This window comes from Bradyrhizobium sp. UBA2491 (assembly GCF_002341725.1).
GTDB lineage: Bacteria > Pseudomonadota > Alphaproteobacteria > Rhizobiales > Xanthobacteraceae > Bradyrhizobium.
This window is the reverse complement of record NZ_DDOP01000093.1, coordinates 29,769-53,474: the sequence shown is the minus strand read 5'-3', so window position 1 is coordinate 53,474 and position 23,706 is coordinate 29,769. Positions and strand designations below refer to the sequence as shown.

General features: G+C 65.6%; 22 protein-coding genes. 12 read left to right on the top strand and 10 right to left on the bottom strand.

Annotated elements, in window-relative coordinates; translation table 11 throughout:
• Positions 1–76: 76 nt before the first annotated feature.
• Entirely contained in the window at positions 77–973 is an 897-nt protein-coding gene (locus B2W55_RS31785; protein WP_414631660.1) for a hypothetical protein, read from the top strand.
• A gap of 170 nt (positions 974–1,143) precedes the next feature.
• Here the strand turns inward: B2W55_RS31785 and B2W55_RS31780 are convergent, their stop codons facing one another.
• Positions 1,144–2,376 carry a rhodanese-like domain-containing protein gene (locus B2W55_RS31780; protein WP_024580574.1) on the bottom strand — a complete coding sequence of 411 codons (1,233 nt, stop codon included), beginning with the start codon at positions 2,374–2,376 and terminating at the stop codon, positions 1,144–1,146.
• A gap of 264 nt (positions 2,377–2,640) precedes the next feature.
• Between B2W55_RS31780 and glgC the strand changes: the two genes are divergently transcribed.
• Together glgC and glgA are read left to right on the top strand one after the other, a co-directional pair.
• Entirely contained in the window at positions 2,641–3,903 is a 1,263-nt protein-coding gene (glgC, locus tag B2W55_RS31775) for a glucose-1-phosphate adenylyltransferase (RefSeq protein WP_024580573.1), read from the top strand.
• On the top strand, positions 3,900–5,354 hold the full coding sequence (gene glgA, locus B2W55_RS31770) for a glycogen synthase GlgA (protein WP_024580572.1): 1,455 nt from the start codon (positions 3,900–3,902) through the stop codon (positions 5,352–5,354). The genes glgC and glgA overlap by 4 nt, the downstream gene beginning before the upstream one ends.
• 20 nt (positions 5,355–5,374) lie before the next feature.
• On the opposite strand, the gene B2W55_RS31765 is transcribed toward glgA, so the two are convergent.
• From B2W55_RS31765 to B2W55_RS31730, 8 genes are all read right to left on the bottom strand, one after another.
• The gene (locus tag B2W55_RS31765) at positions 5,375–5,704 is read right to left on the bottom strand and encodes a hypothetical protein (protein WP_024580571.1); all 330 of its coding nucleotides are present in this window, start codon (positions 5,702–5,704) and stop codon (positions 5,375–5,377) included.
• Between the two features lie 141 nt (positions 5,705–5,845).
• Positions 5,846–6,976, bottom strand: coding sequence for a serine hydrolase (locus B2W55_RS31760; RefSeq protein ID WP_080891079.1), 1,131 nt, complete (start codon positions 6,974–6,976; stop codon positions 5,846–5,848).
• A 529-nt stretch (positions 6,977–7,505) separates the two neighbouring features.
• The gene (locus B2W55_RS31755; protein ID WP_244442175.1) at positions 7,506–8,723 is read right to left on the bottom strand and encodes an ABC transporter substrate-binding protein; all 1,218 of its coding nucleotides are present in this window, start codon (positions 8,721–8,723) and stop codon (positions 7,506–7,508) included.
• A 26-nt stretch (positions 8,724–8,749) separates the two neighbouring features.
• Positions 8,750–9,724 (bottom strand): NAD(P)H-dependent flavin oxidoreductase, encoded by a 975-nt coding sequence (locus B2W55_RS31750; RefSeq protein ID WP_024580569.1) that lies wholly within the window; start codon positions 9,722–9,724, stop codon positions 8,750–8,752.
• 2 nt (positions 9,725–9,726) lie between these two features.
• Positions 9,727–10,500 (bottom strand): crotonase/enoyl-CoA hydratase family protein, encoded by a 774-nt coding sequence (locus tag B2W55_RS31745; RefSeq protein ID WP_024580568.1) that lies wholly within the window; start codon positions 10,498–10,500, stop codon positions 9,727–9,729.
• Positions 10,501–10,509: 9 nt separating this feature from the next.
• Positions 10,510–11,301 (bottom strand): SDR family NAD(P)-dependent oxidoreductase, encoded by a 792-nt coding sequence (locus B2W55_RS31740; RefSeq protein ID WP_024580567.1) that lies wholly within the window; start codon positions 11,299–11,301, stop codon positions 10,510–10,512.
• Complete coding sequence (locus tag B2W55_RS31735) at positions 11,298–12,848, bottom strand: class I adenylate-forming enzyme family protein (protein ID WP_024580566.1); 1,551 nt, start codon at positions 12,846–12,848, stop codon at positions 11,298–11,300. The genes B2W55_RS31740 and B2W55_RS31735 overlap by 4 nt, the downstream gene beginning before the upstream one ends.
• Positions 12,845–13,447, bottom strand: a complete 603-nt coding sequence (locus tag B2W55_RS31730; protein ID WP_024580565.1) for a TetR/AcrR family transcriptional regulator — start codon at positions 13,445–13,447, stop codon at positions 12,845–12,847. The genes B2W55_RS31735 and B2W55_RS31730 overlap by 4 nt, the downstream gene beginning before the upstream one ends.
• A gap of 145 nt (positions 13,448–13,592) precedes the next feature.
• On the opposite strand from B2W55_RS31730, the gene B2W55_RS31725 reads away from it, so the two are divergent.
• Together B2W55_RS31725 and B2W55_RS31720 are read left to right on the top strand one after the other, a co-directional pair.
• The gene (locus tag B2W55_RS31725) at positions 13,593–14,009 is read left to right on the top strand and encodes a Zn-ribbon domain-containing OB-fold protein (protein ID WP_024580564.1); all 417 of its coding nucleotides are present in this window, start codon (positions 13,593–13,595) and stop codon (positions 14,007–14,009) included.
• Positions 14,010–14,027: 18 nt separating this feature from the next.
• On the top strand, positions 14,028–15,167 hold the full coding sequence (locus tag B2W55_RS31720) for a thiolase family protein (protein WP_024580563.1): 1,140 nt from the start codon (positions 14,028–14,030) through the stop codon (positions 15,165–15,167).
• Positions 15,168–15,192: 25 nt separating this feature from the next.
• Here B2W55_RS31720 and B2W55_RS31715 read toward each other — a convergent pair whose 3' ends face one another.
• On the bottom strand, positions 15,193–15,828 hold the full coding sequence (locus B2W55_RS31715) for a TetR/AcrR family transcriptional regulator (protein WP_024580562.1): 636 nt from the start codon (positions 15,826–15,828) through the stop codon (positions 15,193–15,195).
• 251 nt (positions 15,829–16,079) lie between these two features.
• Between B2W55_RS31715 and B2W55_RS31710 the strand changes: the two genes are divergently transcribed.
• The 7 genes from B2W55_RS31710 to B2W55_RS31680 form a co-directional block, all read left to right on the top strand.
• Positions 16,080–17,390, top strand: coding sequence for a phytoene desaturase family protein (locus B2W55_RS31710; protein ID WP_244442174.1), 1,311 nt, complete (start codon positions 16,080–16,082; stop codon positions 17,388–17,390).
• A gap of 5 nt (positions 17,391–17,395) precedes the next feature.
• Complete coding sequence (locus tag B2W55_RS31705) at positions 17,396–18,250, top strand: ABC transporter ATP-binding protein (protein WP_024580560.1); 855 nt, start codon at positions 17,396–17,398, stop codon at positions 18,248–18,250.
• Complete coding sequence (locus B2W55_RS31700; RefSeq protein ID WP_024580559.1) at positions 18,247–19,038, top strand: ABC transporter ATP-binding protein; 792 nt, start codon at positions 18,247–18,249, stop codon at positions 19,036–19,038. The genes B2W55_RS31705 and B2W55_RS31700 overlap by 4 nt, the downstream gene beginning before the upstream one ends.
• Positions 19,038–20,972 carry an AMP-dependent synthetase/ligase gene (locus tag B2W55_RS31695; protein WP_029878995.1) on the top strand — a complete coding sequence of 645 codons (1,935 nt, stop codon included), beginning with the start codon at positions 19,038–19,040 and terminating at the stop codon, positions 20,970–20,972. The genes B2W55_RS31700 and B2W55_RS31695 overlap by 1 nt, the downstream gene beginning before the upstream one ends.
• Positions 20,973–21,845 carry a branched-chain amino acid ABC transporter permease gene (locus B2W55_RS31690; protein ID WP_024580557.1) on the top strand — a complete coding sequence of 291 codons (873 nt, stop codon included), beginning with the start codon at positions 20,973–20,975 and terminating at the stop codon, positions 21,843–21,845.
• The gene (locus B2W55_RS31685; RefSeq protein ID WP_024580556.1) at positions 21,845–22,891 is read left to right on the top strand and encodes a branched-chain amino acid ABC transporter permease; all 1,047 of its coding nucleotides are present in this window, start codon (positions 21,845–21,847) and stop codon (positions 22,889–22,891) included. Before B2W55_RS31690 ends, B2W55_RS31685 begins: the two co-directional genes overlap by 1 nt.
• A gap of 33 nt (positions 22,892–22,924) precedes the next feature.
• Positions 22,925–23,706: ABC transporter substrate-binding protein (locus B2W55_RS31680; RefSeq protein WP_291532729.1), on the top strand; the 782-nt coding region annotated here is incomplete at its 3' end.

Sequence of the window (23,706 nt, the reverse complement as noted above, 5' to 3'; positions counted from 1 at the left end):
GATACCGGTTCGCGTGAAGAAAACGCGAAAGAACAAGAATCTCGCAAGCGCTGCGGCTGCCATCCTTGCGCTCGGCATGGCCGGCGCGGCCCGCGCCGAAACCGCTCCGGTGGGCGTTCCTGACAAGAGTTTTCCGGAGAGCGTGACCTCGACCTCCGACGGGACGCTCTACGTCGGCAGCTTCAATCATGGCGGGGTGACCAAGATCTCGGGCGGCAAGGCCGAGCAGCTGGTCAAGCCGGGCGCCGGCGACAGCCGCTCGACGCTGGGCGTGCTCGCCGACGAGAAGAGCGGGACGCTCTATGTCTGCTCCAACGACATCAGCGCGATGGGCGTCGCGGGACCGAGCGACACCAAGGGCGCCTGGCTGAAAACCTTCGATCTCAAGAGCGGCGCGCCAAAGGGCAGCTTTGCCCTGAGCGATCCGAAATCGTTCTGCAACGACATCGTGGTTGGCGCCGACGGCACCGCCTATGTCAGCGATTCCTTCGCGCCGTACGTCTACAGCCTGAAGCCGGGCGGCACCGCGCTTGCGACCTTCGCCACCGATCCGCAACTCGCACCGGCCAAGGACGGCGTCGGGCTCGACGGCATCGCGATCGGCGCCGACGGCAATCTCTATGTCACGACCTTCATTCCGGCCAAGCTGTTCAAGATCGAGGTCAAGGACGGCAAGGCCGGTGCCGTGACCGAGCTGAAGCCGTCGCGGCCGCTCGATCACGCCGATGCGCTGCGCGCCCATGGCGGCGACTTCCTGCTGATCGAGGGCAACGGCAAGCTCGACAAGGTCACGGTGAAGGGCAACGAGGCGACGATCGATACCATCAAGGACGGTCTTGCCGAGCCCGTCTCCGTGACGCAGATCGGTGACGTCGGCTGGATCGCCGAAGGCAAGCTGTCCTACCTGATCGGCGACAACAAGGGCAAGGACCCCGGCTCGTTCAAGCTGACGCCGGTCGCGCTACCGAAGTAGGGAACCAGCCTCGTCATTGCGAGGAGCGACAGCGACGAAGCAATCCATCTTGCCGCATATGCGGTGACGTGGATTGCTTTGCGGAGCCTGTCATCGGGCGCGCGTTCGCGCGACCCGTTGGCTCGCAATGACGGGAATAGCCGCGACGCATGAACCGGGCCGCGCGCCGCTCAGATCACATAAAACCCGTGCGTGCCGTCGCGACGGAGCTGGTCGACGAGGCCGTATTCCCAATCGAGATAGGCCTGCATCGCCCGTTCCGCGACATCGGTGCCTTCATAGGGCCGCCGGTAGCGATGCGCGAGATCGGGCCGCGGCACCACGCGCGGCGGCCCGACTTCGAGCGCGCCGTCATAACCGCCCTCGAGCACATAGACCTCCCAACCCATCTGGGCGAGCCAGGACGCCGTCATGTCGGCGCGGATGCCCTTGTCGTCGGTCAGCACGATGCGTGCGCCGCGCACCGGGGCTGCCATGTCGATCTCCTGCACCAGCTGGCCGCCGGCATAATGCCGGAAGCCGGCCAGATGACCGGCGGCGTAGTCGTCCGCATCGCGCACGTCGAAGCGATACAGCGTGTGGTGCGCGTCGCCGTCTAGCGCGGCGAGCTCGGCCATGCCGATGTGACGGACGCCGGCGCGATAGGCGACGTCGCGCGCGCTATCCGCCGCGCCCGCGAACGGCCCGACACCGCCGCGCTTCTCCGCGCCGTGTTCGAGATCGTGCTTCGCGAGCGTCCAGCCGATCGTGCCGTTGCGCAGCGCCCGCACCTGGTTGGGCAGCCCGGCATTGATCAGCGATTGCGTGCCGATGATCGAGCGGGTGCGGCCGGCGCAGTTGACGATGATGGTGGTGTCGGGATCGGGCGCCGCGCTACCGGCGCGCAGCACCAGCTCCGCGCCGGGCACGCTGACCGAGCCCGGGATGTTCATGGTGGCATATTCGTCGAAGCGGCGGACATCGAGGATCGCGATATTGGCCTTGGCGGAGATCAGGGCTACGACCTCATCGGCGCTGAGCGACGGCGTGTGGCGCCGTGCCTCGACCAGTTCGCCGAACGCCTTGGCGTAGGAATTGACGTCCGCGAATAACTCGTAACCGGCTGCCTTCCAGCCCTGCAAGCCGCCGGCGAGCGTCGCAATGTTGCCATAGCCGAGCGCCTGCAACTGCTCAGCCGCGGCAGTGACCAGCCCCTCACCATTGTCATAGAGCACGATCGGCACGTCCTTGCGCGGCAGGCGCAGCTCGGCTTCGAGCACAATCCGTCCGGCCGCCATGTTGGCGGCGAACAGCGGATGGCCGGTGGCGAATTCCGCTTCATGCCTGACGTCGAGCAGCGCGATCTCCCGGCGCAGCAGCAGCGCCGAACGGATGTCCTGGGGGGTGACGGAAGAAACTGTCATGAGATGCCGGCCTGGGCAGGAAAAATGCGCAGGCTTGCTCTAGGCCGAAATCGCGCGTCGTCAATAGATTTAACCAAGTCGCAACCCCGCTTCCCGGGAGGCGAAACCCGGGGAACGAAAACCGTCATCCCGCTTTGCTCAACCGGGACGCAGTTGCTACGTTCCCGATCGGCCCCGCTGGCGCCCGATCAGGCCTTCCGGACAAGAGAAGGTAGCGGGGCCAGCCTGAAGCGGTAGCACGCCTGAAGTTCTGGGAGGATGACCATGAGATCCGTCGGAAATGAACCATTGTCGCGTCACGCTCTCGCCTATGTATTGGCCGGCGGACGCGGCAGCAGACTTCAGGAGCTCACCGACAAGCGTGCCAAGCCTGCCGTCTATTTCGGCGGCAAGTCCCGCATCATCGATTTCGCGCTCTCCAATGCGGTGAACTCGGGCATCCGCCGCATCGCGGTGGCGACCCAGTACAAGGCGCACAGCCTGATCCGGCACCTGCAAGGTGGTTGGAACTTCTTCCGCCCGGAGCGAAACGAGAGCTTTGATATCCTGCCGGCGAGCCAGCGCGTCTCGGAAACCAACTGGTATCTCGGCACGGCGGATGCGGTTTACCAGAACATCGACATCCTCGAGGCGCACGGCACCAAGTACATCCTGGTGCTGGCCGGCGACCACATCTACAAGATGGATTACGAGATCATGCTGAAGCAGCATGTCGAGAGCGGCGCCGACGTCACCGTCGGCTGCCTCGAGATGCCGCGCGCGGAGTCCTCAGGCTTCGGCATCATGCATGTCGACGACAACGGCGTGATCCAGTCCTTCCTGGAGAAGCCGGCCGATCCGCCGCCGATGCCCGGCAAGCCCGACAAGTCGCTCGCCAGCATGGGAATCTACGTGTTCGACTCGCAGTTTTTGTACGATGAACTGCGCCGCGATGCCGCCGACCCGAATTCCAACCATGATTTCGGCAAGGACATCATCCCCTACATCGTCAAGCACGGTCGCGCCGTCGCGCACCAGTTCAACGATTCCTGTGTCCGCTCCGGCGACGATCCGCGCTCCTACTGGCGCGACGTCGGCACCGTCGACGCCTATTGGGGCGCCAACATCGACCTCACCGACGTGGTGCCCGAACTCGATCTCTACGACCGCGCATGGCCGATCTGGACCTATGCCGAGATCACCCCGCCCGCCAAGTTCGTCCATGACGAGGACGGCCGGCGCGGCCAGGCCGTGACCTCGCTGGTCTCGGGTGCCTGTATCATCTCGGGCGCGTCGCTGCGCCGGTCGCTGCTGTTCACCGGCGTGCACGTCAATTCCTACGCCAATGTCGAGAACGCGGTGATCATGCCCTATGTCAATGTCGGGCGCGGCGCGCGGCTCAGGAACGTCGTGATCGATCGCGGCGTGCGGATTCCGGAAGGGCTGGTGGTCGGCGAGGATCCCGAATTCGACGGCAAACGCTTCCGCACCACCGAGAACGGGATCACGCTGATCACCCAGTCGATGATCGACAGGCTCGGCACATGACGCCGATCCGCGTCCTCGCGGTCGCCTCCGAAGTCTACCCGATCGTCAAGACCGGCGGCCTTGCCGACGTGGTCGGCGCGCTGCCGGCGGCGCTGAAAGAGCATGGCGTCACGACGCGGACGCTGGTGCCGGGATATCCCGCCGTACTCACGGCGCTGGCTTCCGCGGAGACGCTGCTGCAATGGCCGGAGTTCTACGGCGGCCCGATCCGCCTGCTCGCCGGCTCGCATGACGGCCTCGATCTGTTCGCGCTCGACGCTCCGCATCTCTATGCACGCCCTGGCAATCCCTATGTCGATCCCGACGGACGGGATTGGCCCGACAACGGCATTCGCTTCGCGGCCCTGTCACGAATGGCGGCCGAAATCGGCCAGGGCGCGATCCCGTCTTTCATTCCGGACATCGTGCATGCACATGACTGGCAGGCCGGCCTTGCGCCGGCCTATCTGCATTATGGCGGACAGCCGCGGCCTGGCACGGTGATGACGGTGCACAATCTTGCCTATCAGGGACAGTTCTCGCCGGACATGCTGGCGACGTTCGGCCTGCCCGGCGAGGCCTACTCGCTTCACGGCGTCGAATATTACGGCACCATCAGCCTGTTGAAGGCCGGCCTGCAATTCGCCGACCGCATCACCACGGTGTCGCCGACCTATGCACAGGAGATCCAGAGCGACGACGGCGGCATGGGATTTGGCGGCCTCCTCCGCGAACGCGCCGACGTGCTGAGCGGCATCCTCAACGGCATCGACATCGCGGTGTGGAATCCGGCCACCGATCCCGATATCGCAGCGCGCTTCAGCGCCGACAATCTCGCGGAGCGCGCGGCCAACAAGGCGGCGTTGCAACGGCGCTTCGGGCTTGATCCAGCGCCGGACGCGATGCTGCTCGGCGTCATCAGCCGGCTGTCATGGCAGAAGGGTCTCGACCTGCTGCTGGAGAATATTCCGACATTGCTCGGCGAAGGGATCCAGCTCGCGCTGCTCGGCAGCGGCGACCGCGATTTGCAGGATGGCTATGCCGCGCTGGCGCGCGACAATCCCGGCCGGATCGCGGTCGTGATCGGCTATGACGAGGCGCTGGCGCATCTGATCCAGGCAGGCGCCGACGCGCTCGCAGTGCCGTCGCGCTTCGAGCCCTGCGGGCTCACCCAGCTCTGCGCGCTGCGCTATGGCGCAATCCCTGTTGTCGCCAATGTCGGCGGACTGGCCGACACCGTGATCGGCTTCGACGAGGCCGCGGTGACCGGCGAGGCCGCAACCGGCGTCAAGTTCGCACCGGTGACCTCGGAGGCGCTCGCGCATGGCTTGCGCACGGCGAACCTGCTGTTCAACGACAAGGTGACCTGGCGCCGGTTGCAGCAGGCCGGCATGGCCACCGATGTCTCGTGGCACGATCGCGCCGGCCGTTACGCCGCGCTCTATCGCGAGCTCGCGGCAGCGCGCCGCTAGACCCAAAGCATCAGCCGCACTCAGTTCACCAGATCGCAGGACGCGATGCGGTTGATGTCGGCGAGACGGCGATCGGAATTGCCCTTGAGATCAAGGCTTGCGACGAGGTCGAGCAGCCGGCCATAGGCACGGTCGGCGACCGCGACCGGCAGCGGCTCCTCATCAAAGGTTTCGACGTAGTTGCCGACGAGACCGCTCAGCAGCCGGCAAACGCCGCGTTGCTCGGGGTCGTCCTTGCTCAAGATCTCGAGTTTTTGCTGGAAGGTCCTGAAGGTCCGCAAGCCGTGCGGCTGCTGCGAAAGCCAAGCATGCAAATCAGGAGCGTGCAGATCAGGATAGAGAACGGTCATATCAGCCTCTTCAACATGGAGAAGAAGCTACTGGCTTATACAGCCGATCACCGTTACGCGCCATCGCAATTTTTGCATGCTCCCCCTGCCGGGCCATGTCATGGGATTGGCACGCATTGTCGCTAGAATACCGGGGTTTGGTCAGAGCCGCGCGAGTGCCGGCAGTATTCTGTAGCGCGCAATCTCGTGCGGATACTCCCCGCGATTGGCGAGCAGCACGATGCCAAGCCTGCGCGCGGGCACCAGGCCGACATAGGCCGAGGCATTGTTCAGCCCGCCCGGCTTGTCGATGACGGTGACGCCGTCCAGCCGCACGTGCTCCCATGCCATCGCCTGGCCGAACTTCGCATCGACGCGAAAACTCTCGCGTTCGGTCATCTGCAACGCCGCACGCAATTGAGGATCGATCACAGCGTCGTCGAGGCAGGCGCGCAGCCAGATGCCGAGATCGCGCGCCGAGGAGAACATCTGGCCGGTGCCCGGAAAATCGAAGTAGCTCTGCTGGTTGCCGATTGGGCCGATCGGCGCGCCGTCGTGGGAATAGCCCTGAACCATGCGCTGCACGATCTCGGGCGTCGTTGTCGCGCGGTTGTCGTCGCCGCGATCCGGAACGAAGGTCGAGGTCATACCGAGCGGCTTCAGGATGCGGCTCTCGATCAGCGTCGCGATCGGCATGCCGTAGCGCCGCTCCAGCACCAGTTGCAGCAGCACATAGCCGGCATGGCTGTAGACGCGCTGCTTGCCGGGCTGCTCGCCGGCCGGTGGCGTCCATGCATTGAGCATCGCGATGAACTGGTCGCGGCTGAAGGTCTCGTTCGGCCATGGCGGATGATCGGTCGGCAGCAACACCCCCGACGTATGGGTAACGAGTTCGCCGATGGTGACGCGGCTGATGTACTCGCCGCGCAACTCGGGCAGGACCTCGCCGACAGGCTCATCCAGCCGCAATTCGCCCCGCTCGGTGCCGAGCGCGACCAGCGTCGCCTCGAACAGCTTGCGCAATGAGGCCAGGCTGAACAGCGTGTCCGAGGTGACCGGCCGTTTCGTCGCGGCGTCGGCAACGCCGTAGTTGAAGAACGCGAGCCGGCCGCCGGCATAGACCGCTGCGGCGAGGCCGCCGGGATCGGCCGCGGTCGCGGTCGGCGCAAGCTCTGACGCGACGATGTCCCTGATCTGCGCATCCATGTCGGAATCCGCACGTGCCACCACGAGCGCGCTAGCAACGACGGCAAGCAGGGCGACCGCGATCCGGACGGGGAACCATTGCTTCATCAAGAGTGAAATCGGGATGAGGTTGCGATCTGATCTGTAGCCGTAGCCGTTCAGCCATCGGCAAATGGCGACATCGCAATCCTAGCGACGGAACCTGCGCACCCGAATTCACGATTGCGCGCATCCATCGTTACCGCTCCCGGCTGGAAAGGGGCGGCCCGATCGCGCTCCGGGGGTCACTACCGGAGATCGCGATCGCGGCCGCCCTCCCACTCCAGCCACGGTGCGGGAACTGCAATCACCTTAAAAGATGCGGGACGGTTAAAAATGTCGGGTGCGCGGTTCGACGGACAGGCAAGAGCAACGCTGGCCTGGCAGATCGTCGATATCACTGACTTCGTCACATTCCGCTCCCAACCGGGGACGGTTTCTCTTTAGCAACAATTCGTCAATCAACGGTTGCACAGGCTCATCGGATTCGAGCGACAAGACACGGTTGGCTGCGACGAATTGTCCTGTTCCAGACCGCGCGACGCGCGTCCTGCCTGGTTAAGGCTGGGTTAACCACCGAACGGCGGAGACAGCCGCCTCAGGCCGCGGTGAGCAGTTCGCCGACCTTCTCATAGGCCTCGCCCTTGAACCGCATCAGCTGGAACTGCTTGATCGGCACATAGTCGGTCGGCGTCGTGTTGAGCGTGATACCGGGGATGAGCAGCGGCGCCGCGAAGGTCTTCAGGTTGCTCGCCTGGTGCATGACGTTGGCGCGCGTCAACTGATCGCCGCATTGGCTGATGACGTGAGCGGCGGTCGCCGCAACAGTGTAGCCGATCGCATAGAGATCATCGGCGCGATCGGCGTTCGGGACGTAGCGATCGAGGAACGCCATGTATTGCTTCATGTCGGCCGCATCGGCCCAGAGCGGATTGCCGGGATCTTTCCGGGTGGCGAAGGCGAGGATGCCCTGCGCGGTTTCGAACCCGGCGGGCTTCAGCGTCGCGCGCACCGAGGCATTGCCGGCGCCGAGGAACACCTGCGGCCGCCACTCCAGCGCCGCCATCTTGCGCAACGCCTGGCTCGCCATCTTGGGAATGGTGATGAGGAACACCACGTTGGCGCCCGCCAATTTCATCTGAACGATCTGGGAATCGATCGTCGGATCGCCGACCGAGTAGTTCAGCTCGGAGACGATCTGCGCGGTCCTGGCGCCCAGGCCGGTCTTCAGACCCGACAGCGTTGCCTTGCCGGCATCGTCGTTCTGGTACAGCAGGCCGATCTTCGCGTCCGGGAAAGTGCCTGCGATATAGCGGCCGACGACGGCGCCCTCGATCTCGTAGGTGGTCCCGCCAACCATCGTCCACGGATTGACCGCGGGGTCCGACAGCTTGCTGGCGGCGGCCGCCAGGAACAGCTGCGGGACCTTTCGCGCGTTCATGTATTTCTGCACGGCGATGTTGCCCGGCGTTCCCATCGCGCCCGCGATGAACAGCACCTCGTCGCCCTCGACCAGCCGCCGCGCCGCCTCGACCGATTTCGGCGGGCTGTAGGCATCGTCATAGTTGATGAACCTGATCTTGCGGCCGTTGATCCCGCCGGCGTCGTTCAGCATGCGGAAATAGGCGTCCATCGCATTGGCCAGCACGCCGAACGACGACACCGGACCGCTGAGCGGTCCGAACTGCCCGATGCGGATTTCCGCGTCACTGGCGCCGGGATCATAGGACGCGCCGGCAAATGCCTTGCCGCCAATGCACGCCGCGAACCCGGCCGCCGTCGTCCCGAGCAGCGTTCTGCGGCTGATCGTCATCATGGGTTTCCTCCGTTGGATTGGACGCCTTATGCGGCGCCTCTTGCGCACGCCAGTTGATACTGCGCAGCGACCTCGTCGACGATGTCGGCAGCTCCCGTCACTGCGCGGACGCCGGAGACCGAATGGCCGGCGCTCCAGACCTCGATCCAGCGCCGCGGTCCTTCCGCGTCGCTCTTGCCGCCGAACTTCTCGCGTGCGCGCGCCTCCGACACCTGCTCGTCGAGATTTGCGGGATCGAGCCCCGCGGCAACGATCGAAGGCCGCAGCATGCTGGCATCGAGGCCGGTGAAGGCCCTGGTCAGCATGACGTCGTCGAGCGTGCTGTCGACCAGCATTTTGCGATAGGCCTCGCTCGCCATGCTCTCGCGTGCGGCGATGAAGCGCGTTCCCATGTAGGCGAGATCGCAGCCGAGCAGTCGCGCCGCGGCGAGCGCGGTGCCGTCGCTGACGCCGCCCGCGAGCACGAGCGGACCGTCGAACATCGCGCGCACCGCGCGCACGAAGGCGAATGGATTGGCCCACCCGGTCTGACCACCGGCACCTGCGGTCAGCAGGATCAAGCCGTCAGCGCCCGCCTCGATCGCCTTCTCGGCATGCCGCAGCGAGGCGATGTCCGCGAACACGAGACAGCCGACATCGTGCAGCGGCGCGACCGCCGCCGCTGGCGATCCGACGCTGGTGATGACCATCTCGACCTTGTGCCTGACGAGGCACGCGAGATCATCCTTGAAGCGCGGCTGACGGATGATGAGGTTCGGACAATGCGGCGCGGCCGGACGGCCAAGCTCCGCGACACCGCGCTCGATCTGGTCTAACCAGGCATCGAGCTCCTCGACCGAGCGGGCATTCGCGGTCGGAAACGCGCCGATCGCGCCGGCCCGGCAGACCGCCGTCACCAGATCGACCCCGGATACGCGCAGCATCGGGGCTGCGATCAACGGCAGCCGCAGCCGCTCCGCGATCGCAGCCGGAATCGCGCCCGGGCGGGCAGCCGCCTGCATGATCAGCGCCCCTTCCACACCGGCTTGCGCTTCTCGGCGAATGCCTTCAGCCCCTCGACGCGATCCTCGGAATTGAAGGCGCGGTCCGCGATCGGCGCCTGCGCGGTCCATCCCGCTTCATCGGTCCAGTTCGCGGCCTGGAAGACGATCTCCTTCGAGGCGGCGAGCGCCGTCGGACCGTTGACGAGGAGTTCGTTGCCGAACGCGATCGCGGCCTCGAGCGCCTCTCCGGGTTCGACGATCCGGTTCACGAGCCCCAGGCGCTCGAAATACTCCGCGCCCTTGAACTGCCCGGTGAGTGCCAGCTCCATCGCGACGTGATAGGGAATCCGCTTCGGCAACCGGAACAGGCCGCCACCGACGGCGACGACATTGTGCCTGACTTCCGGCAATCCCATCTTGGCGTCACGCGCGGCGACGATCAGATCGCAGGACAGGCAAAGCTCGAGCCCGCCGCCGACGGCATAACCCTCGACCGCGGCGATCAATGGCTTGCGTGGCGGCCGGCGGAACAATCCAAAGCCGCCGCGCTCGGTGACGCCACGCTCGCCGCGCGCGACCGCCTTGAGATCGGCGCCGGCCGAGAAATTGCCGCCTGCGCCGGTGATGACGCCGACGAACAGTCCATCCTCCGCATCGAGCACATCCATTGCATCGGAGATGCCGCGCGCGAGTGCGAGATTGCACGCGTTGCGCGCCTCGGGACGATTCAGGGTGACGACGAGGATATGACCGCGCCGCTCGGTCAGAACGACCTGTTCGTTTTCAGTGGTCATTGATGCGCCTCACAATGCGAAGGTAAAGCCGCCATTGACCGGATAGGTCTGGCCGGTGATCCACGTACTCGCATCGGAGGCGAGGAACAGCACCATGTTGGCGACGTCGGACGGCAGGCCTGGGCGGCGGATGACGTATTTCTCCATCATCTTCTTCTGCATCTCGGGATTGGCCTTCAGCCGCGCCTCGATCGCTGGCGTCAGGGTGGCGGCGATCGCCACGCAATTCGCGGTGATGTTATGGCGGCCGAGCGAGCGAGCGACCGCGCGCGTAAAGCCCGCGGCGCCCGCCTTCGCGCCCGAATAGACCTCGAGGCCTGCTTCGCCGGCACGTCCGGCATCCGAGATGATGGTGACGATGCGGCCGCCCTTGCGCTCGATCATCTGCGGGATGCAGGCCGAAGCGCAGTTGATGACGCCGTAGAGGTTGACGCCGATAAAGCTGTTCCACACTTCGGGGCCGGTCTCCCAGAACGGCTTGCGCGCGTCGGGATCGGGGGTCGCGCCGGCATTGCCGGCATTGTTGACGAGAACGTCGACCGGACCGAAGGCCCGTTCGGCCTGGCCGATCATCGCCCTCACCGACGCGAGATCGGTGACGTCGGCCTGCGCCGCGATCGCCTTGCCGCCGGCGGCGTTGATTTCGCGCGCGACCTGCTCGGCGCGATCGAGGAAGTAGTCGTTGACGACGACGCCGGCAGCCTTGTGCGCGGCGAAGTGCAGCGCGATCTGGCGCCCGACACCCTGGCCCGCGCCGGTGACCAGCGTCACCTTGCCGTTCAGATCGAGGATATCACTCATACGTTTCTCTCCCGTCCCTTCCAGTAGGGCTCGCGCAATTCGCGCTTGAGCAGCTTGCCCATGGTGTTGCGTGGCAGTTCATCGACGATCGACAGCGTCCTGGGCCGCTTGTAGGACGCGAGATGGTCGCGGCAGAAATCGAGGATCGCGGCCTGGTCCACCGCGTGGCCCGGCTTCAGCTCGCAGAACGCCTTGACTTGCTCGCCGAACTCATCGTCGGGGATGCCGATGACAGCGACGTCCTGCACGTCCGGGTGCCTGAGGATCGCGGCCTCGATCTCGGCCGGGTAGATGTTGACGCCGCCGGCAATGATCATGTCCTTGGCGCGATCGGTGATGAAGAGATAACCGTCATCGTCGAGCAGGCCGACGTCGCCGACCCGGAAATATCCATCGGCGTCCCGCGTATCGGGTCCGAGCGGCTTGCCGTTCAGATAGGCGCGGATCGTCACCGGCGTCCTGATCCAGATCTCGCCGGTCTGGTTGCGCGGCAGCTCCCGCCCCTCGGCGTCGCGAATGCTGATCTCGACATGCTGGTGCGGACGGCCGCTGGAGCCGGGTTTGCGCTGCTGCATGTCCGGCGGCAGGAAGCTGATCATGCCGACCTCGGTGGCGCCGTAGCCTTCGCCGAGCACCCCGTCGCCGAAATAGCCGATGATCCAGCGCTTCAGTTCGTAGGGCACCGGCGCCGCGCCGACCGAGAGTGCGCGGATCGACGACACGTCGTAGGCGTCGAGCACGTCCTTCGACAGCGCCGCAAGGCGCTTGTACATGGTGGGAACGCCGGTCCAGTTGGTGACGCGATGCGTCGCAATCAGACGCAGCGCTGCTTCGGGATCGAAGCGCCGCATCATGATGGTCGGATTGCCGAGCTGGATCGCGCCCCAGACTTGCGACGGGCCGGCGCCATGGTGCAGCGGCAACGTCAGCAGCGACACGCCGCCGGGCTGGCCGCGCCGGGTCGACGCCACATCGGAGAGATACTCGCTGGTGCGCGCGTCCATCTGCACGCCCGGCTGCAACACCGAGACCACGCCCTTGGGCAGGCCGGTGGTGCCTGACGTGTAGAGGATCAGCGGCGGCCGGCCCGCGCTGAACGTCGCCGGTTCGGCCGGGGCGTCGAGAAGATCGGAGAATGCGACGAAGCCCGGCGCTGCGGCCCCGATCGCGACCGCGAGCTTGATCGGCAAGCCCTCGAAGGCCGATGTCAGGGCAGACGGATCCTCGTCGTCGCAGACCACGACCGTGGCGCCGCTGTTCGACAGCACATATTGCGTCTCCGACGGCGTCAGCCGCCAGTTGAGCCCGAGCAACGAGCAGCGCAGCTTGCCAATCGCCTCGCTCAGGATCGGCCACTCGATCCGGATCTGGGTCCGCAGCACCACGATGTCGCCGGCGGCCACGCCCCGCGCGGCCAGGCCATGCGCGACGCGGTTCGCCGCATCGTTGAGCTCTGACCATGTCAGCCGGCGATCGCCCTCGATGAAGGCGATGTCATCGGGACGATCGGCCGCCCAATACTCGACGCTGTTGGGCACAATGCTCATTTCGCCAGCCTTCCTTCGACGGTCGCAATGAAGCGCGCGCTGATGGCTTCGAGATCGACGCCCTCGGGATCGACCAGCCACTGCGCGACCGACCCGCGCAGGCCTGCGAGGATCAGTGCGCTCTCGGTTTCCAGATCGATGTCGGGGCGCAACCGGCCCGCGGCGATTCCCGCCTTGAGACCCGCGGCGATCTCGCCTCGCGTTTCGCGGTTGAGCTTGGCGACGGTGGCGGTGATCGGCGGCACGGTGAGCGCGCCGGCCAGCACGGCGTGAAACGCGCGCGCCATGACGGGCGTCCGGGCCGGCATCACGAAGTAGTATTTGAACGACGCGATCAGGCCGTCATAGCCGGTCAGTTCCGGCGACGCGGCGCGGCGATCGGCGATGAAGGAATCGATGATGTAGGCGCCGAGCGCCGACAGCAGATCCGCCTTGGTCTTGAAATAGTGCGACGGCAATCCGCGGCTGTAACCGGCACGCGCACCCGCCTCCGCCAGCGTGATCGCCTCGAGCCCGTTTTCAGCGACGATCAGCGCGGCCGCTTCAAGGATCCGCCGCTCCGCTTCATCGCGGCGCTCACCCTGCGTCCGCCGGGACACAGGCGCCTCGTCTCGCGATTCCGGCGCGCTTCGAACTGCTCGTGCCATTCAGCTTCGCTCCCTGTTGCCGTGCGGCGACTTCTTGCTTGCATTCAACCTAGAATAATGTTTGTTGGTCAGTCAACAAGTTTCTTTGGAGGAAACCATGCACCGAGACAAGCTGTTGAAACCCGGTCTCTATTCCGGGGGCATGCGTGACCAGGCCGGAACGGCAGTCCACCTCAAGGGCGGACGCTGCCGTTGCGGATACGTCTTCTTCCCGATGCAGACCCATGGCTGCGAGCGCTGCGGCAGCCATGGCGATGCGCTGACGCCTTGCGAGCTGTCGACCAATGGCACGCTGCTTGCGGAAGCGACCGTGCACCTGCACGCCGACAAGAACCGTCCTGCTCCCTTCACCATCGTCAAGGTCGCGCTCGACGACGGCCCTGTCATCCGCACCCTGCTGGCCGACGACAGCGCGCCGGTTGCGCCGGGGCAGCGCGTCACCGGCAAGCTCACCCCTGTGCCGAGCGAGAGCGGCGAGACCGTGCTCGATCTCCGCTTCAGCAATGCATCCTGACTGATCCGGAGATTTGCTATGACACGATCACTCAACGATCTGCGGCCGGTCTACGTCGTCGGCATCGGCTGGCATCGCTATCAGAACCCGAGCGAGACGCCCTATGTGGAACTCGGCCTCACCGCGATCCGCGCCGCGCTCGCCGACGCGCGCATCGAATGGCCGGCGGTGGAATCGAGCTATGTCGCGACCGCGCTGCTCGGCATGGCCTCGGGGCGCCCGATGCTGCGCCATCTCGGCGCGACCGGCGCCCCGCTGATGCATGTCGAGAATGCGTCGGCCTCCGGATCGACCGCGTTCCGGCATGCCTGCATCGAGGTCGCAAGCGGCATCTCCGATGTTGCGTTGGCAGTCGGCGTCGACAAGCGCAACCCGGTGCGGCGCTCGGACACCGGCATCGGCCACCTTGCCGAAGACGCCATCGTCCCCTTCACGCACTTCGCACTGCTGACCAATGAATACGCGGTTCGTCACAATGCATCAGCCGAGGACATCGCGCTGGTCGCGGTGAAGAACCACCGTAACGGCGCCAGGAATCCCAATGCGCAGCGGCAGCAGGAGCGCACGCTCGACGAGGTGCTCGGCGGCAAGCGGGTGTCGGGCTCGCTGACCGCGCTGCAATGCACACCGATCGGCGAAGGCGCCGCCGCCGTCATCGTCGCATCCGAGGACGGCATTCGCAGACTGGGCATCGACGCCGGCCGCGCCATTCGCGCCATAGCCTCGGTCGGCCGCAGCGAGCGGGTCTATCCGCCCGGCGCCGGCTTCGACGCGGCGCTCACCAAGGAGACCGCCGACCTCGCGTTGGCGCAGGCCAAGCTAACGGCAAAGGATCTCGACATCATCGAGTTGCACGATGCCTTCACGGTCGAGGAGTTGCACTATATCGAGAGCATCGGCCTCTGCCCCGAGGGGCATGGCGTTCGCATGCTGAAGGACGGCGCGCTCGATATCGGCGGGCAATGCGCGATCAATCCCTCCGGTGGCCTGATCGCGATGGGACATCCGATCGGCCCGACCGGCATCGGCCAGATCGGCGAGATCGTGATGCAGCTCCGTGGCGAAGCGGGCGCACGCCAGCACGCGGGGGCGCGGACCGGGCTGGCGCATATGGTAGGTGTGGGCGCGGTCTGCTACGTCCACATCCTGCAAAAGTGACGTCGCCGCTGCAAGATGCGCCAGCCTACGCGCGCTGGCGCAGCGGCCGCGCAGCATCCTTCGCCGGTACCGGCATCGCAAAGCCGTAAAGGAACAGGTCCACCACCATGTCGGCGAACTCGGTCGGATCGATCCCGCCCTTCGGATCGTACCAGGTGTGGCTGAAGTTCAGGATGCCGAACAGCATCATGCTGTAGATCTTCTTGGTCCGCCGGACGATCTTGCCCTCCTTGTCGAGCTTGACCAGGAGATCGGAGACCGTGTCGACGATCTGGCGCTCCAGCGCCTTGATCGCGTCCTGCTCGGTCTCGCCGAGGAACGAGAGGTCGTTGAGGATGACGCGCTGCTCGTCGCTCGAGCGCGCGTTGAGCGCGACGATGGCCTGGATCGCGGCGCGGAACTGCTCCAGCGTCGTCGCCTTGCCGGCCATCGCGACCTCCACATCCGCGATCATCTCGCGAATATGCGCATCGAGGATCGCGAACAGGATCGCTTCCTTGGAGTCGAAATAGTGATACAGCGCGCCGCGCGACAGCTTGCAGGCGTCCGCAAGGTCCGCGATCGAGGCACGCATGTAGCCCTGGCGCGCGAACAGGCCGCAGGCGGTGGTGAGGATGCCCCGCTGGATCTCGTCGTAATTTTCCGAGCGCGTTCGCGCCATACCCGTCTCTCTCGTCCACCGCTGATGCCGCCGGAATCGGGCGGCTTCCGTCTCTCTATACTATTGCCGCCGCGCGCTCCTCCTCTTTGCGGGCACCGTCCACCAGAACTCATCTACCCGGCGCAGCCGGATCATTGACCTGCGTCAAAAAATAATTTGAACGACCGGTCGGATTATATTATCGTGACCGTCATCAAGCAAGTGGATTGCGCATGCCGGGAGCAACCCGGCGGCATCGAGGGAGGCTGCGCGTGGATGCTCATAAGGTCGATGCTGTCGTGATCGGAGCCGGCGCCGGCGGGCTGTGCGCCGCGGCGCGCCTCGCCCATGGTGGCCTGCATACGCTCGTCGTGGACGACAAGGATCGGCTCGGCGGGCGTGCCTCGACCGAGGAGATCGACGGTTTCAAGGTCAATATCGGCGCGATCGCGATCGAGTTCGGTGGCGTGTTCGAGGAGACCTTCCACACCGTCGGCGCGCCGCTCGATATCCGCGCGCCGGAGCCGGCGAGCTCGTTCTTCATCGACGGCAAGGTGATCGACGTCGGCCGCGGTGGCTGGTCGCTGCTGCTCGGGCAATTGACCAAGCAGGCCTCGCGCATCCTGGAGAAATTCGCCGACGCCCGCTCCGGCAATCTGCCCGACGGACGGCAATCGACCGAGGACTGGCTGAAGGGCTACACCAGCAATGCCACGGTGCACGCGCTGTTCCGCAACCTCTGCGCGGCGATCTTCGCCTGCAACGCCGCCGAGCTGCCGGCGCGCGCCTTCCTCACCTATTTCACCAGCAAGGGCGCCTTCAAGAAGTTCGGCTTCTGCCCGCAGGGCACGATCGGCGTCTGGAACAGCCTCGGCAGCGCGATCAGGCGCAATGGCGATATCTGGCTTGGCACGCCGGCGACGACGATCCATACCTCGAACGGCAAGGTCGAAGGCGTCACCGTGCTGCGCAACGGCGAGAAGGTGCGGATCGATACCGATCTCGTCGTCAGCAATGCGGGTCCGAAGGCCACCGTCGCGCTGGCCGGCAACGAGGCGTTTCCGGCGGACTACATCGCGAAGGTCAAGAACGACCTGCGCCCGGCCGCCAATATCGTCATCAATGTCGCGAGCCGCGAGCCGCTGATCAACCATCCCGGCATCGTCACCTTCGGCAAGACGCGCCGGCTCTGCAACATGGCGAACCTCTCCGCCACCTGCCCCGAACTGGCGCCGCCCGGCTGGCACCTCTATGTGGCCTATGCCGTGCCGGTGCCCGCGCTCGGCGATTTCGATGGTGATGCCGAGGTTGCGCTTGCGTTGGAGGACCTGCGCGAGCAGTTCGCCAATTTCGACCAGGCCAAAATCCTGTCGATCCGGGTGATGCGGGACGACTGGCCGGCGCAACGCAGCTGCGCCGGTTACGACCTGCCGCGCGAAACCGGCATCGAAGGCCTGTGGTGCGTCGGCGACGCCGTCAAGCAGTATGGCAATGGCGGCACCCAGGCTTGCGCCGAAACGGCCAAGATCGTCACCGATGCGATCCTCGCCGGTCGCCCGCGTCGCTCGGCCGGCCGGGTCTGAACAAGATGCCGACCACCGTCCCGCACCCGACGCCGCAGCCAGCGTCACAGGCCACGCCGGCGCCGGATGCGCTGCTCGAATTCCGCAACATCCGGATCGTCTATGATAACGCGATCGAGGCGATCCGCGATGTCTCGATCGCGGTGCCCGACGGCAGCATCGTCGCCCTGCTCGGCTCCAACGGCGCCGGCAAGTCGACGCTGCTGAAGGCGATGTCCGGCATCCTCTACACCGAGGAAGGCGTGATCGAGAACGGCAGCATCCGTTTCCGCAACGACGAGGTGCATCGCCTGGCCCCGGACGAGCTGGTTCGCCGCGGCATCGTGCAGGTGCCGGAAGGCCGCCGCGTGTTCGCGGCGCTGACCATCGACGAGAATTTGCAGATGGGCGGCTACACCAGGACCGGCACCGAGGCGCGCGAGCGCCGCGACAAGGTGTTCGCACTGTTTCCGCGGCTCCATGAGCGCCGCGACCAGATCGCCGGCTACATGTCGGGCGGCGAGCAGCAGATGCTCGCGATCGGCCGCGCGCTGATGACCGATCCCGTGCTGCTGGCGCTCGACGAGCCGTCGCTCGGCCTCGCGCCGCTGATCATCGACCGCATCTACGAGGTGATCGTCCGCCTACGCGACGAGTTGAAGATGACCGTGCTGCTGGTCGAGCAGAACGCGCAGCGCGCGCTCGACATCGCCGACTACGGCTACATCCTGGAGACCGGCCGCGTCGTGCTCGACGGCACCGCGAGCAAGCTGACGGCCAACGAGGACGTCCAGGAATTCTATCTCGGGGTCTCGTCCGCCGGACGCAAGAGCCTGCGCGACGTCAAGCATTACAAGCGCCGCAAGCGGTGGCTGTCGTGACCGCGCTGCTCGCGATCGAGAACCTGTCGAAACGCTTCGGCGGCCTGCAGGCCGTCGCCGATGTCAGCCTGCAGGTGAGCTCCGGCGAGATCTGTAGCGTGATCGGCCCGAACGGCGCCGGCAAGACCACGCTGTTCAACATGATCTCGGGCGTGCTGCGGCCAAGCGGCGGCCGCGTCAGCTTCGACGGCATCGACCTTGCGACCATTTCGCCCTGGAAGTTCGCCGCCGTCGGCATCGGCCGCACCTTCCAGAATCTCGCGCTGTTCAAGCACGGCACCGTGGTCGAGAACATCCTGACCGGCCGCCACACCCATCTGCGCTCGACCGTGCTCGACGCCGTGGTGTTCTTCGGCTGCACCCGCAAGGAAGAGATCGCGGCCCGGCAGCGCGTCGAGCACATCATCGAATTCCTCGAGATCGAGCACATCAGGGACGCCGTGGTCGGCACGCTGTCCTACGGCCAGCAGAAGCGCGTCGAACTCGCCCGCGCACTCGCCTGCGAACCGAAGCTGCTGCTGCTCGACGAGATGGTCTCCGGCATGAACCAGGAGGAGACTGAGGATATCGCGCGCTTCGTGCTCGACATCCGCGACGAGCTCGGCATCACCGTCGTGATGATCGAGCACGAGATGCGCATCGTGATGGACATCTCCGATCGCATCCATGTGCTCAATTTCGGCCGCAAGATCGCCGAAGGCACGCCGGACCAGATCAGGCGCGATCCCGCAGTCGCGGAGGCGTATCTCGGCGGCCAGCGCGCCGAAGCGATGAAGGTGGGCGCGTGATGTCGACGCTGGACAGTTATCGCACCGTTCATCCGCCCTTGCAGGCCAGCGCCGCGCGCAGCGCGCCGGCGGCGGCCACCGATGCGTTGCAGGCGGCGCTCGAGGATGCCGCCATCACCATCCCGCAATTGCTGCGGCAGCGCGCCGCCATGCACGGCGAGGCGCTGGCATTGCGCGAGAAGGACTACGGCATCTGGAACCCGTATTCCTGGCGGCACTACTACGAAACGGCGCGCGCGGTGGCGCTCGGCCTGCTGTCGCTCGGCATCAAGCCCGGCGACCGCATCGCCATCGCCGGCGAGAACACGCCGGAATGGTTCTACGCCGATCTCGGCACCCAGATGATCGGCGCGGTTGCGGTCGGCATCTATCCGACCAATCCCTGGGTCGAGCTGCAATACATCGTCAAGCATTCGGGCGCCCGCATCGTCGTGACAGGCGACCAGGAGCAGACCGACAAGGTGCTCGACGCGATGGCCAACAATGGCGGCCTGCCTGATCTCGAGGCCATTGTCTGCATCGACATGAAGGGGCTGCGGCACTATCGCCAGTCGGAGCTGATGTCGTTCACGGCACTCTGCGAGCGCGGCACGACCTATGCGCAGGAGAACCCGGAGGCCAACGCCACCCTCGACCGCCTGATCGGCCAGGGCGCGCCCGACGATGTCTGCATCCTGGTCTACACGTCGGGCACGACGGGGCCGCCCAAGGGCGCGATGCTGACCCACCGCAATCTCGTCTACGCCGCCCATGCCTATGCCAAGACCGTCGGGATCGCCGACAAGCCGTTCGAGGCGGTGAGCTATCTGCCGCTGTGCCACGTCGCAGAGCGTTGCTACGGCACGGTGACGCATCTCGTGCTCGGCGGCACCGTCTCCTTTGCCGAATCGATCGACACCGTCGCGATCAACATCCGCGAGATCGCGCCGACCTTCTTCGTCGGCGTGCCGCGCATCTATGAAAAGCTTCAGCAGGGCTTCCTGTTCCGGCTCGGCGAGAGCGGCAGGCTGCGGCAGGGCTTTACCAGGGCGTGCCTTGCCTGGGGCCGCGCGCTGTCCGACCGACGGCAGGCCGGCACGGCCAACGTACTCGACCGTGCCGCGTTTGGCCTGCTCTATCTGCTGATGTTCCGCAATTTGCAGCGCCATCTCGGCTTCGCCACCAGCCGGCATCGGCTCTGCGCCGGCGCCTCGATTTCGCCGGAGACGCTGCGCTTCTTCGACATCATCGGTCGCCCGGTGTCGCAGGGCTATGGACTGACCGAGAGCGGCGGCGTCGCCTTCATCCAGACCGAGAGCCATCACCGGATCGGCGGCTGCGGCATCCCCTTGCCGCAGACCGAATGGAAGCGCGATACCGACGGCGAGATCCTGCTGCGCAACCCCGGTATCTTCAAGGGCTACTTCCTCGACGAGAAAGCCTCGACCGCTTCGCTCGAACAAGGCGGCTGGCTGCGCACCGGCGACATCATCGACATCCTGGACAATGGCGAGATCGCCGTGGTCGACCGCAAGAAGGCGATCATCATCACGGCCGGCGGCAAGAACATCGCCCCGTCGGAGATCGAGAACGCATTGAAGGATTCCGAGTTCATCAAGGAAGCGATCGTGGTCGGCGAGGCCAAGAAGTATCTCGGCGCCATCATTCAGGTCGATTACGACAATGTCGGCCGCTGGGCGCGCGACCGCGCGCTGGCCTACACCAACTACAAGTCGCTGTCGCAGCTGCCGGAAGTGCACGAGCTGGTTGAGCGGATCGTGGGCGAGACCAACAAGCGGTTCGCCCGGGTCGAGAACGTCCGCCGCTTCGCCATCCTGGAAAAGGAGCTCGACCACGACGACGGCGAGCTGACCGCGACGCAGAAGGTACGCCGCGCCATGATCGAGAAAAAGTTCGCCCGCGAGCTCGCCATCATCTACCAGGCGGAGGGCTGAATGCAGTATCTCATCCAGCTCCTGATCTCGGGACTTGCGATCGGCGCGATCTACGGCCTGATCGCAATGGGCTTTGCGGTGATCTACAAATCGACCGGCCTGGTCAATTTCGCCCAAGGCGAGATGACCATGATCACCGCCTATATCGCCTGGACCATCTCGACCACGGTCAGCGGCAACGTGTTCGTCGTTGCGACAGGCGCCATCCTGGCGGCCGTCGTGCTCGGCCTCGTCATCGAGCGGCTGGTGATGCGGCCGATGCTGGGCGAGCCGGTGTTCGCAACCGTGATGGTGACGATCGGGCTCGCGGTGATCCTGCGCTCGGCGATCAATTTCATCTGGGATGCCTACCCGCACGGCCTCGAACTCGGCATGGGCCGCGGCATCGTCCATCTCGGCGGCATCGGCGTACGAACGGGCCAGATTGCCGTGATCGCGACGCTGCTTGTACTGCTCGCGGCGATCTGGGCGTTCTTCCGCTACAGCAAGATTGGTGTCGCGATGCGCGCGGTCGCAGCCGACGACCGCACCGCGCTCCTGATGGGCATCAGCGCGACGAAGGTCCATGCGCTGGCCTGGGCCGCGTCCTCCGTGATCGCCGGCATCGGCGGCGTGTTCTTCGCGCTGTCCTACGATCTGTCGCCGGCCATGTTCCAGCTCGGGCTGAAGGCGTTCCCGGCGACGATCCTGGGCGGCCTCGATGCCGTACTGGGCTCCGGCATCGGCGGCCTCCTGATCGGCATCACCGAGAACCTGGCCGGTGGCTATCTCGGCTCCGGCATGAAGGAGGTCGCGGGCTTTGCCATGATCATCGTGGTGCTGATGATCCGCCCGTTCGGCATCTTCGGCGAACGCGACATCGAGAGGGTGTGATGCGGACCGGCGACTACAAGCAGACTTATGGCGAACTGGTTGCGCTGATCGATTCCCCGCCGGTGTGGCTGTGGTCCGCGGTGCTGCTGCTGGCGCTGGTCGTGGCACCTTACCTGCTGAACTCCTACGCGCTGTCGTTCCTGATGATCATCCTGATCACGGTGACCGGCGCGCTCGGGCTCAACATCCTGACCGGCTACACCGGCCTGATCTCGCTCGGCCATGTCGGCTTCCTCGTCACCGGCGCCTATGCCTATGCGGTGCTGGTGTCGAAATATCAGATGCCGCCACTGGTCGGCTTCCTCGGCGCCGGCGTGGTGCCGGCGCTGGCGAGCCTGATCGTGGGTGCGCCGTCGCTGCGGCTGAAGGGGCTCTATCTCGCCATCACCACGCTCGCCTTCTCCTTCATCATCAACACCGTGATCCTGGAGATGCGCTGGCTGACCAATGGCGCCCGCGGCATCCAGGTGCAGCGGCCCGAGATCTTCGGCATCAGCTTCGATGGCGACGCCGCCTTCACCTATCTCTGCCTTGCCATCGCGGCGCTGACGCTGCTCGCCACCCTCAACATCCGCCGCAGCCGGGTCGGCCGCGCCTTCGTCGCGATCAGGGACAACGACACCGCGGCCCGCGTCATGGGCATCAACCTGCATGCCTACAAGCTGTTCGCCTTCGTCACCTCGGCCTTCATCACCGGCATCGCCGGCGCGCTGTATGGCATCTATCTGTCGTTCGTCAGCGTCGAAGGCTTTCCGTTCCTGCTCTCGATCGAGGCACTGGCGATCCTGATCGTCGGCGGGCTCGGCTCGGCGCTCGGCGCGGTGCTCGGCACCGTCCTGATCGTGCTGCTGCCGGAGGCGACCAGGCTCGTCTTCAGCCTGTTCAGCGCGCAGATGGACGCAACGTTCACGACCGGCGCGCAGGAGCTGAAGAGTATGCTCTACGGCCTCGTCATCATCCTGTTCCTGCGCTTCCAGCCGAGGGGGCTGGTCGGCGCCTGGCACGACATCAAGCGAGCCTGGGTGCACTGGCCGCTGCGCTACTAACAAGAAAAGACACGACACCATGAGGAGGAGACCATGATCAAACATCTGGCGGCAGCCTCGCTGCTGCTCACCACCGCCTGTCTCGTCGCCGGCCCGGCGCGTGCCGCCGATCCCGGCATCACCGACACCGAGATCCTGATCGGCGACGTCGAGCCGCTGACCGGCCCGCCCGCCTTGCTCGGCGTCGCGGCCTCGCTCGGCCACAGAATCGCGATCGCGGAGGCCAATGCCGCCGGCGGCATCAACGGCCGCAAGATCAAATATGTGCTGGAGGACGACGGCTACGTCACCGCGCGCACCATCCAGGGCGTCAAGAAGGTGATCGACGTCGACAAGGTGTTCGCGATGATCGGCATCTCCGGCTCGGGCCAGTCGATCGCCGTGATGCCGGTGCTGGAGAAGTCGGGCATCCCGACCGTGATCGACGTCGCGCCGGTCAAGCACCTGTGGGAGCCGCCGCGCAAGAACGTGTTCGTGGTCGGACAATCCTACGAGGAGGGCATCGTTCACCTCGTCAACTTCCTCGCCGACAAGAACCCGGGCAAGAAATGGGGCCTGATCACCCAGGACGACGACTACGGCATCGCCGTGCGCGACGGCTTCGATAGCGTGGTCAAGGCCAAGAAGCTCAACGTCGTCTACAGCGGCAACTACAAGAAGGGCCAGCAGGACTTCTCGTCCGACATGCTGCAACTCAAGGAGTCCGGCGCCGAGGTGTTCCTGGCCGGCGGCATCATCGCCGAGAACATCGCGATGATGAAGGAGATCGAGAAGCTCGGCATCAAGCCGGCGACCGGCATCTTCTGGCCCGGCCG

Excerpts from the sequence above, each read along its gene's own strand:
- B2W55_RS31755 (WP_244442175.1), bottom strand. The coding sequence starts at position 8,723 with ATGATGACGATCAGCCGCAGAACGCTGCTCGGGACGACGGCGGCCGGG.
- B2W55_RS31695 (WP_029878995.1), top strand. The coding sequence starts at position 19,038 with ATGTCGACGCTGGACAGTTATCGCACCGTTCATCCGCCCTTGCAGGCC.
- B2W55_RS31785 (WP_414631660.1), top strand. The coding sequence starts at position 77 with ATGGCCGGCGCGGCCCGCGCCGAAACCGCTCCGGTGGGCGTTCCTGAC.
- B2W55_RS31750 (WP_024580569.1), bottom strand. The coding sequence starts at position 9,724 with ATGCAGGCGGCTGCCCGCCCGGGCGCGATTCCGGCTGCGATCGCGGAG.
- glgC (WP_024580573.1), top strand. The coding sequence starts at position 2,641 with ATGAGATCCGTCGGAAATGAACCATTGTCGCGTCACGCTCTCGCCTAT.
- B2W55_RS31735 (WP_024580566.1), bottom strand. The coding sequence starts at position 12,848 with ATGAGCATTGTGCCCAACAGCGTCGAGTATTGGGCGGCCGATCGTCCC.
- B2W55_RS31725 (WP_024580564.1), top strand. The coding sequence starts at position 13,593 with ATGCACCGAGACAAGCTGTTGAAACCCGGTCTCTATTCCGGGGGCATG.
- B2W55_RS31780 (WP_024580574.1), bottom strand. The coding sequence starts at position 2,376 with ATGACAGTTTCTTCCGTCACCCCCCAGGACATCCGTTCGGCGCTGCTG.
- glgA (WP_024580572.1), top strand. The coding sequence starts at position 3,900 with ATGACGCCGATCCGCGTCCTCGCGGTCGCCTCCGAAGTCTACCCGATC.
- B2W55_RS31745 (WP_024580568.1), bottom strand. The coding sequence starts at position 10,500 with ATGACCACTGAAAACGAACAGGTCGTTCTGACCGAGCGGCGCGGTCAT.
- B2W55_RS31705 (WP_024580560.1), top strand. The coding sequence starts at position 17,396 with ATGCCGACCACCGTCCCGCACCCGACGCCGCAGCCAGCGTCACAGGCC.
- B2W55_RS31720 (WP_024580563.1), top strand. The coding sequence starts at position 14,028 with ATGACACGATCACTCAACGATCTGCGGCCGGTCTACGTCGTCGGCATC.
- B2W55_RS31765 (WP_024580571.1), bottom strand. The coding sequence starts at position 5,704 with ATGACCGTTCTCTATCCTGATCTGCACGCTCCTGATTTGCATGCTTGG.
- B2W55_RS31760 (WP_080891079.1), bottom strand. The coding sequence starts at position 6,976 with ATGAAGCAATGGTTCCCCGTCCGGATCGCGGTCGCCCTGCTTGCCGTC.
- B2W55_RS31740 (WP_024580567.1), bottom strand. The coding sequence starts at position 11,301 with ATGAGTGATATCCTCGATCTGAACGGCAAGGTGACGCTGGTCACCGGC.
- B2W55_RS31690 (WP_024580557.1), top strand. The coding sequence starts at position 20,973 with ATGCAGTATCTCATCCAGCTCCTGATCTCGGGACTTGCGATCGGCGCG.
- B2W55_RS31715 (WP_024580562.1), bottom strand. The coding sequence starts at position 15,828 with ATGGCGCGAACGCGCTCGGAAAATTACGACGAGATCCAGCGGGGCATC.
- B2W55_RS31685 (WP_024580556.1), top strand. The coding sequence starts at position 21,845 with ATGCGGACCGGCGACTACAAGCAGACTTATGGCGAACTGGTTGCGCTG.